Below are 7,752 nucleotides of genomic sequence, written 5' to 3'. Positions count from 1 at the left end.
GGAAGACCGACCCGAACAGACCCTGCAACAGTCCTTGCAGCGCATCGACCATCATGCACGCTCCACTTTGATCGCACCGAACATGTCGCCCAGCGCTGCCGTCGAACCATGGGCCGCGGCTACCCGAAGACAGTCCGCCGGGACCGTCTCGTCGACCCTGGCAGTGAGACCGGCCTCGCCTTCAGCCTGCCTGACACGCACCGGTGCACCATCGGTCAGGCCGAGGGTCTGCAAGGTCTGCTCGCTCATACGTACCGTCGGCGCAGCGGCATCATGGGTTTTCTGTAGCGCCGGGGCACGACGTGCCAAGGGATCGGCAAAATAGATCGGAACGTCGGCAACGCGCTGCAGCCCGCTGCCGGCAGACAAGGACAGAGGCGCGGCACGCAAGGTGTTGTCCAGACCACCGGCAAAGGTAGCGCCGGGTGGCACAACCTCGTCGCGCACCTGTTCGCTCGAGTCTTGGTCGAAACCTGGCAGTGCCAGCAGGTTGCCGATGACGCGCAACACCTTCCAGGCGGGCCGCGAATCAGCAAACGGCCGGACGACGCCATTGAAGCTCTGGATACGACCCTCGCAGTTTACGTAAGTCCCCGAAGTCTCGGTGAAAGGGGTGATCGGCAACAGCACGTCCGCGTAGTCTGGAGCAGCACCATCAGCGAAGGGGGTCATGACAACGACCAGCGCAGCCGTCTTGAGTGCAACAAGCGCCTGCCGTGGATTGTGACAGTCGAGTTCGGGTTCGACCCCGAGCAGAATGTAGGCCTTGCGCGGCTGGGCAAACATGTCGTAGGCGTTGAGTGCGCTGGGAACAGCCTTGGCCACGTAGCCACCGACACTGTTGGCGCCCTCACCCAGGAAACCGCAACTGGCGCCTGTGAGGCGTGCCAGTTCGTTTGCCAGGGCATGCAGTTGGGCCGCCTGCGGGTTCTGCTCGGCCGCGTTGCCGAGGAAGACTGCCCGCTTTTCGCCCTCAAGCAGGCTGGCAGCAATCGTCTTGCTGCTGGCACACGGTTCGATCGAATCGAGCCCCGCCGGCACCACCTCACCTTTCAGTTGGGCCACCGCCTTGACTACCGCGGCGAGCGCCAACGGCAAATCCGAAGGAGAAACGTTCACCTGGGTGTGCAAACGGATCAATGGATCGTCACCAGACACCGAGAGCAGGCTGACCTTGCTCCACTTCTTGGCAATCTGACGCAGGCGCTGAGCGAACAGCGGATGATCCTTGCGCAGGAAACTGCCAACGACCAGTGCTGCGTCGAGGTCCTTGATTTCGGAAATCCGGAGACCGAGCCACGGTATGCCGCCGAGTCGGCCGTCGGCCGAGAAGTCCCGGCGTCGCCCGCGGAAGTCAACGCTGCCGGAGCCCAGACCGCGGGCCAGCTTCTGCAGAAGGTGGAGTTCTTCCAGCGTCGCCTGCGGCGAGGCCAGAGCAGCCAGCGATTCACCGCCGCTCGTCCTGACGACATCCTTGAGCGCGTGCATGACGTAATCGAGCGCGACGTTCCAGTCGACTTCACGCAGGACACCATCGACGCGCACCATCGGTCGACCGAGACGCCCCGGTGAGTTCAGCGCTTCATACGAAAAGCGCTCCTTGTCGGAGATCCAGCACTCGTTGATCTCCTCATTGTCACGCGGCAACACCCGCATTACGACATTATTCTTGACCTGCACGGCCAGGTTGGCACCGATACTGTCGTGCGGGCTGATCGACTTGCGCCGTGCCATTTCCCAACTGCGAGCAGAGTAACGGAATGGCCTGGAGGTCAGGGCGCCAACCGGGCACAGGTCGATCATGTTGCCGGACAGTTCGGAATCAATCGAACGACCGACGAAGGTCGTAATCTCCGAGTGCATGTTTCGACTCGCCATACCGAGTTCCATGACACCGGCGATTTCCTGGCCGAAGCGAACGCAACGGGTACAGTGGATGCAACGCGTCATCTCCTGCATCGAGATCAGGGGACCGACATCCTTGTGGAAAACGACACGCTTGTCCTCCTGAAAGCGCGAAGCGCTGCCCCCGTAACCGACCGCAAGATCCTGCAGTTGGCATTCGCCCCCCTGATCACAGATCGGACAGTCGAGCGGATGGTTGATCAGGAGGAACTCCATCACCCCCTTCTGGGCCCTGATGGCCAGATCGGAGTGGGTAAACACTTTCATCCCGTTGGTCACCGGCGTGGCGCAGGCAGGCAGCGGTTTCGGTGCCTTCTCCACCTGTACCAGGCACATGCGACAGTTGGCAGCAATCGAGAGCTTCTTGTGATAACAGAAATGCGGGATGTACACACCCAGTTGCTGTGCAGCATCCATGATGGTGCTGCCGTCAGGCACCTGTGCGATCTTGCCGTCGATTTCGATTTCCATCGTCTCGTACCCTAAACCGTTGCCGTAAAGAAGCCACTTCCGGCGCGCTGGACATCAACGGGCACGAGGCACTTCCTGTGTTCGATGTGGTACGCGAACTCGTCGCGATAATGCTTGGTGAAACTCTGTACCGGCATCGAAGCGGCATCGCCAAGCGCGCAGATGGTGCGACCCATGATGTTGGTCGTCACGCTGGAAAGCAGATCGAGATCATCGGCACGTCCCTTGCCGCACTCAATCCGGTGCACCACCTTGTACAACCAGCTGGTGCCTTCCCGGCAAGGCGTGCATTGTCCGCACGATTCCTCGTAGTAGAAGTACGAAAGACGTTCCAGTGCCTTGACCATGCAGGTCGTCTCATCCATCACGATGACCGCTCCCGACCCGAGCATCGATCCCGCCTTGCTGATCGAATCGTAATCCATGGTGCAATCCATCATCGTCGCCCCGGGGACCACCGGTGCCGACGACCCACCTGGAATGCAGCCTTTGAGCTTGCGGCCAGCGCGCATGCCGCCGGCCATCTCGAGCAACGTGGCGAAGGACGTTCCAAGCGGTATCTCGTAGTTGCCGGGCCGGTTCACATGCCCGGAAACCGAGAACAGCTTGGTCCCGCCGTTGTTCGGCTTGCCCGCCTCGAGGTAGTGCTCGCCGCCCAGGTTGATGATGTACGGAATCGAGGCAAAGGTCTCGGTGTTGTTGATCGTCGTCGGCTTGCCGTAGAGGCCGAAAGAGGCAGGGAAAGGCGGCTTGAAGCGCGGCTGCCCCTTTTTCCCTTCGATCGACTCGAGCAGCGCGGTTTCCTCGCCACAGATGTAGGCACCGTAACCATGATGGGCGAATAGCTCGAAGTCAAACCCGGACCCGAGGATGTTCGTTCCCAACAGACCGGCCGACCGCGCCTCATCCAGCGCCTCTTCGAAACGTTGATAGATTTCCCAGACTTCGCCATGGATATAGTTGTAGCCGCGCGCGGCGCCCATCGCATAGGCGGCGATGGCCATTCCTTCGATCACCGAATGCGGGTTGTAGCGCAGGATGTCGCGGTCCTTGAAGGTACCTGGTTCACCTTCGTCGGAGTTGCACACCACATACTTGTCACCGGGGAAGGAGCGCGGCATGAAGCTCCACTTGAGCCCGGTGGGGAAACCGGCCCCGCCGCGACCGCGAAGCACCGATTTCTTGACCTCGTTGATCACGTCACCTTGCGGGATCTGCTCGCCGAGGATGCGCCGCAACGCCGAATATCCGCCGCGTTTGATGTAATCGGCCAGGCGCCAGGCGTTGTCACCATCGAGTCCGACGCTGAGCATCGGGTTGATTGCACCGAGAATCGCCATTACTTGAGCTCCGCCAGCAGTTTGTCGATTTGCTCGGGGTTCATCCAGCTGCACATCCGACGGTTATTGACGATCATCACCGGCGCGTCGCCACAGGCACCCATGCACTCGCTTTCCTTGAGGGTGATCAGGCCGTCCGGAGTCGTTTCGTTGTAGCCGATTCCCAGTTTCTGCTTGAGGTACTCACCGGCATCCACCCCGCCGGTCAGCATGCAGGGCAGGTTGGTACACACCGACAGCTTGTACTTGCCAACCGGTTTCAGATCGTACATGTTGTAGAAGGTCGCCACTTCATAGGCAGCGATCGGCGCCATGCCCAGGTAGCCTGCGACGAACTCGATAGCTTCGCTCGACAGCCAGCCCTGCTCTTCCTGGGCAATGGCAAGCGCCGCCATGACCGCCGACTGTTTCTGATCGGCAGGGTACTTGGCAATTTCGCGATCAATTCTCTTGAGGGATTCTGAAGTGAGCATCAGCGGTCAATCTCGCCAAAAACAACGTCCTGGGAACCAATGATCGTCACCACGTCGGCCAGCATGTGTCCGCAGACCATCTCGTTCATCGCCGACAGATGGACGTAACCCGGTGGGCGGATCTTCAAGCGGTACGGCTTGTTCGCCCCGTCAGAAATCACGTAGATGCCGAACTCGCCCTTGGGGTGCTCCACCGCCGAGTAGACCTCGCCCTCCGGTACGTGTATGCCCTCGGTACACAGCTTGAAGTGGTGGATCAACTCTTCCATGTTGGATTTCATGGCTTCGCGATCGGGCGGGGCGACCTTGTGGTTATCGGACATCACCGGACCAGGGTTCTGCCTTAGCCAGTCGATACATTGCTTGACGATCCGGTTGGACTGCCGCATCTCCTCCATGCGCACCAGATAACGATCGTAGGAGTCGCCGGTGACTCCCACCGGGATATCGAAATCCAACCGGTCATAGACTTCGTAGGGCTGCTTCTTGCGCAGATCCCAGGCGATACCCGAGCCACGCAACATCGGCCCGGTAAAGCCACGCTGCAGGGCGCGCTCCGGTGTGACGATGCCGACATTGACCAACCGCTGCTTCCAGATGCGATTGTCGGTCAGCAGAGTTTCGTACTCATCGAGCAGTTTCGGGAAGCGGTCAGCGAAATCATCCAGGAAATCGAGCAGCGATCCGCTCCGCGCTTCGTTGAACGGCCTGATCTGCGCGGCGCTCTTCCACTTCGACTCCCGATACTGGGACATCCGGTCGGGAAGGTCGCGATAGACGCCGCCCGGCCGATAATATGCGGCGTGCATCCGCGCGCCAGAAACCGCCTCATAGACATCGACCAGATCTTCGCGCTCCCGGAAGGCGTAGAGCACCATGGTCATCGCACCCACGTCGAGACCGTGGCACCCCACCCAGAGCAGGTGATTGAGGATGCGCGTGATCTCGTCGAACATCACGCGGATGTACTGGGCACGGATTGGCACTTCGATCTGCAGCAAGCGCTCGATCGCCATGCAGTAGGCGTGCTCGTTGCACATCATCGACATGTAGTCGAGGCGATCCATGTACGGCACCGACTGAACCCATGTCTTGTTCTCGGCGAGCTTTTCGGTAGCCCGGTGGAGCAGCCCGATGTGCGGATCTGCCCGCATGACCACTTCACCATCAAGTTCGAGCACCATGCGCAGAACACCATGCGCGGCCGGGTGCTGCGGCCCGAAATTCAAGGTGAAGTTGCGCAGTTCAGGCATGGTCGACGTCCCCGTAGGTCGCTTCACGAACGATCCGCGGCGTGACCTCGCGCGGCTCGATGGTCACCGGTTGATAGATCACCCGCTGCTGCTCGGGGTCATAGCGCATCTCGACGTAGCCTGAGATCGGAAAATCCTTGCGGAAGGGATGGCCGATGAAACCGTAATCGGTAAGGATACGGCGCAGGTCCTCATGCCCGGGAAAGACGATGCCGAACAGGTCAAAAGCCTCGCGTTCGAACCAATCGGCGCAGTTCCAGATCGAGGTGACCGAAGGCACGGACGGGAAGTCGTCGTCCGCGGCGAAGCAACGGACGCGCAAACGCCAGTTCCGGGCAACCGACAACAGATGGGTGACCGCCGCGTAACGTGGACCCTGGCGGCCGACGTGAGCATAGGTCGAGTAATCAACGCCGCAGAGGTCGATCAACTCGTCGAAGGACAACTGCGGCTCGTCGCGGAGGGTTTGCATTACGGAAAGGTAATCGGCGGCATCCACCTCGATGGTCACTTCACCGAGCACCACCTTCAGGGACTTCACGCGATCACCGAGATGCTCCTGCAGATTCTGGCTAAGCGCTTCCAGTGTGGCAGACATGGCTTACTCTCGGTTGGTTTTTTCAGCGGGCGATCGTGCTGGTACGGCGAATCTTGTTCTGCAACTGAATCAGGCCGTAGATCAGCGCCTCGGCAGTCGGTGGACAGCCCGGCACATAGATATCTACCGGTACGATGCGGTCACAGCCACGGACAACGGAATACGCGTAGTGGTAGTAGCCGCCACCATTGGCACAGGAGCCCATCGAGACCACCCAGCGCGGCTCCGCCATCTGATCGTAGACCTTGCGCATCGCCGGCGCCATTTTGTTGGTCAGCGTCCCGGCCACCACCATCACATCGGATTGCCGTGGACTCGGCCGGAAAACGATCCCAAAACGGTCCAGGTCATAGCGCGAACACCCGGCGTGAATCATCTCGATGGCGCAGCAAGCCAAGCCGAAGCTCATCGGCCACAACGACCCGGTGCGCACATAGTTGATCAGCTTGTCAGCCGTGGTGGTGACGAAGCCTTCCTGAAGGATGCCTTCAATGCCCATCGCTCACTCCCAATCCAGCGCGCCCCTGACCCAGGCATACACGAAACCGACCACCAGGATGGCGATGAAAACCAGCATTTCGATGAAACCGAACCACCTCACCGCATCGGTCTGGGCAATCTCCTTGAAGATTGTCGCCCACGGCAACAGGAAAGCCACCTCAAGGTCGAACAGGATAAACAGGATGGCGATCAGGTAGTAGCGCACATCGAACTTCATGCGCGCATCCTCGAATGCCTCGAAGCCGCATTCGTAGGGCGAAAGCTTCTCGCCGTCCGGGCGGTGCGGCGCGACGATCAGGCCAGTCAATACGGGCGCAAAACCGAAAGCGACGCCAACCAGGATGAAGACAAATACCGGGAAATAGCTTTCCAGCATGATCCGCCCCACAAGCGCTTCGTTTCAGACTACAGCCACCCGCCGCGAGTGGCTCCTCCTGGTGCCGACGATGAGACTCGAACTCATACGACCGAAGTCACTACCCCCTCAAGATAGCGTGTATACCAATTTCACCACGTCGGCACTACCACGGACAGCGGACGAGTTTACCGAGGGTTGCTGTGCGGCTCGCCACTGCCTTCAAACCAGTTTACTTGGGAATATCTTTCGCCTTAGAGGCTGGATCCGGGGTAGTTGCACCCTTGTCGACAACACCAGTCGGCAGCTCCTGAACCGGCGCGGATTTTACCGCATCCTGCATCACACTGCCAGTCGTTTTTGGTTTGCTTGAAGCCATGAAGGCCAGTGAAAGACTGGTGACAAAGAAGACCGTCGCCAGCACGGCGGTAGCGCGACTGAGGAAGTTGGCGGAACCCGTCGCACCGAACAGACTACCGGATGCTCCGCTACCAAAAGCTGCGCCCATGTCGGCCCCCTTGCCGTGCTGAACCAGAACCAGGCCGATGACGCCGATCGCCGCCAGAATGTGCGCTATGAGAACCAGGAAAAAAAGATAGTCCATATCACCTCAGATTCAACCCGACAGGGCGCTGGTCACGGGTTCGATCACCCTGAAGAAACCTGGGAAGTATAGCCAGTTTGGCGGTCAGCGGTCAATTCTGGGTCTTGCTCTGCTTACCACCCATCACTTTTAATGTAATCTCTGATTATTACGAGGCAACACATTGAGAGACGATGGGAAAGACAGATAAGTTAGCGGACGAGGTACGGTTTGGTCTGGAAGAGGCCCTCCCTGGGATGCGCAAGACGATCC

The 7,752-nt window shown here is 59.6% G+C and carries 8 protein-coding genes and 1 tRNA gene; all 9 read right to left on the bottom strand.

Annotated elements, in window-relative coordinates; all coding sequences use genetic code 11:
* Positions 1-51: 51 nt before the first annotated feature.
* Positions 52-2,376 carry an NADH-quinone oxidoreductase subunit NuoG gene (gene nuoG, locus JNK99_RS06630; RefSeq protein ID WP_291850425.1) on the bottom strand — a complete coding sequence of 775 codons (2,325 nt, stop codon included), beginning with the start codon at positions 2,374-2,376 and terminating at the stop codon, positions 52-54.
* 11 nt (positions 2,377-2,387) lie between these two features.
* On the bottom strand, positions 2,388-3,689 hold the full coding sequence (gene nuoF, locus JNK99_RS06625; RefSeq protein WP_291850429.1) for an NADH-quinone oxidoreductase subunit NuoF: 1,302 nt from the start codon (positions 3,687-3,689) through the stop codon (positions 2,388-2,390).
* 26 nt (positions 3,690-3,715) lie between these two features.
* Positions 3,716-4,189 (bottom strand): NADH-quinone oxidoreductase subunit NuoE, encoded by a 474-nt coding sequence (nuoE, locus tag JNK99_RS06620; RefSeq protein WP_291850423.1) that lies wholly within the window; start codon positions 4,187-4,189, stop codon positions 3,716-3,718.
* Positions 4,189-5,442, bottom strand: a complete 1,254-nt coding sequence (locus JNK99_RS06615) for an NADH-quinone oxidoreductase subunit D (protein WP_291850420.1) — start codon at positions 5,440-5,442, stop codon at positions 4,189-4,191. Before JNK99_RS06615 ends, nuoE begins: the two co-directional genes overlap by 1 nt.
* The gene (locus JNK99_RS06610; protein ID WP_291850416.1) at positions 5,435-6,040 is read right to left on the bottom strand and encodes an NADH-quinone oxidoreductase subunit C; all 606 of its coding nucleotides are present in this window, start codon (positions 6,038-6,040) and stop codon (positions 5,435-5,437) included. The genes JNK99_RS06615 and JNK99_RS06610 overlap by 8 nt, the downstream gene beginning before the upstream one ends.
* A 22-nt stretch (positions 6,041-6,062) precedes the next feature.
* Entirely contained in the window at positions 6,063-6,539 is a 477-nt protein-coding gene (locus JNK99_RS06605; protein ID WP_291850413.1) for an NADH-quinone oxidoreductase subunit B, read from the bottom strand.
* A 3-nt stretch (positions 6,540-6,542) separates the two neighbouring features.
* On the bottom strand, positions 6,543-6,917 hold the full coding sequence (gene ndhC, locus JNK99_RS06600) for an NADH-quinone oxidoreductase subunit A (protein ID WP_291850410.1): 375 nt from the start codon (positions 6,915-6,917) through the stop codon (positions 6,543-6,545).
* A 59-nt stretch (positions 6,918-6,976) separates the two neighbouring features.
* A tRNA-Leu gene (locus JNK99_RS06595) sits at positions 6,977-7,061 on the bottom strand.
* Between the two features lie 67 nt (positions 7,062-7,128).
* A complete protein-coding gene (gene secG / locus JNK99_RS06590; protein WP_291850407.1) occupies positions 7,129-7,500 on the bottom strand; it encodes a preprotein translocase subunit SecG in 372 nt (123 codons plus the stop codon).
* Positions 7,501-7,752: the final 252 nt, after the last annotated feature.

This window comes from Accumulibacter sp. (genome assembly GCF_016789985.1).
In the GTDB taxonomy this organism is placed as follows: domain Bacteria; phylum Pseudomonadota; class Gammaproteobacteria; order Burkholderiales; family Rhodocyclaceae; genus Accumulibacter.
The sequence above is the reverse complement of the archived record's forward strand: the minus strand, read 5'-3'. Positions and strand labels throughout refer to the sequence as shown.

Bases quoted from the DNA above. Each gene is read 5' to 3' on its own strand.
- nuoG (WP_291850425.1), bottom strand. From the start codon at position 2,376: ATGGAAATCGAAATCGACGGCAAGATCGCACAGGTGCCTGACGGCAGC.
- JNK99_RS06605 (WP_291850413.1), bottom strand. From the start codon at position 6,539: ATGGGCATTGAAGGCATCCTTCAGGAAGGCTTCGTCACCACCACGGCT.
- secG (WP_291850407.1), bottom strand. From the start codon at position 7,500: ATGGACTATCTTTTTTTCCTGGTTCTCATAGCGCACATTCTGGCGGCG.
- nuoF (WP_291850429.1), bottom strand. From the start codon at position 3,689: ATGCTCAGCGTCGGACTCGATGGTGACAACGCCTGGCGCCTGGCCGAT.
- JNK99_RS06615 (WP_291850420.1), bottom strand. From the start codon at position 5,442: ATGCCTGAACTGCGCAACTTCACCTTGAATTTCGGGCCGCAGCACCCG.
- nuoE (WP_291850423.1), bottom strand. From the start codon at position 4,189: ATGCTCACTTCAGAATCCCTCAAGAGAATTGATCGCGAAATTGCCAAG.
- ndhC (WP_291850410.1), bottom strand. From the start codon at position 6,917: ATGCTGGAAAGCTATTTCCCGGTATTTGTCTTCATCCTGGTTGGCGTC.
- JNK99_RS06610 (WP_291850416.1), bottom strand. From the start codon at position 6,040: ATGTCTGCCACACTGGAAGCGCTTAGCCAGAATCTGCAGGAGCATCTC.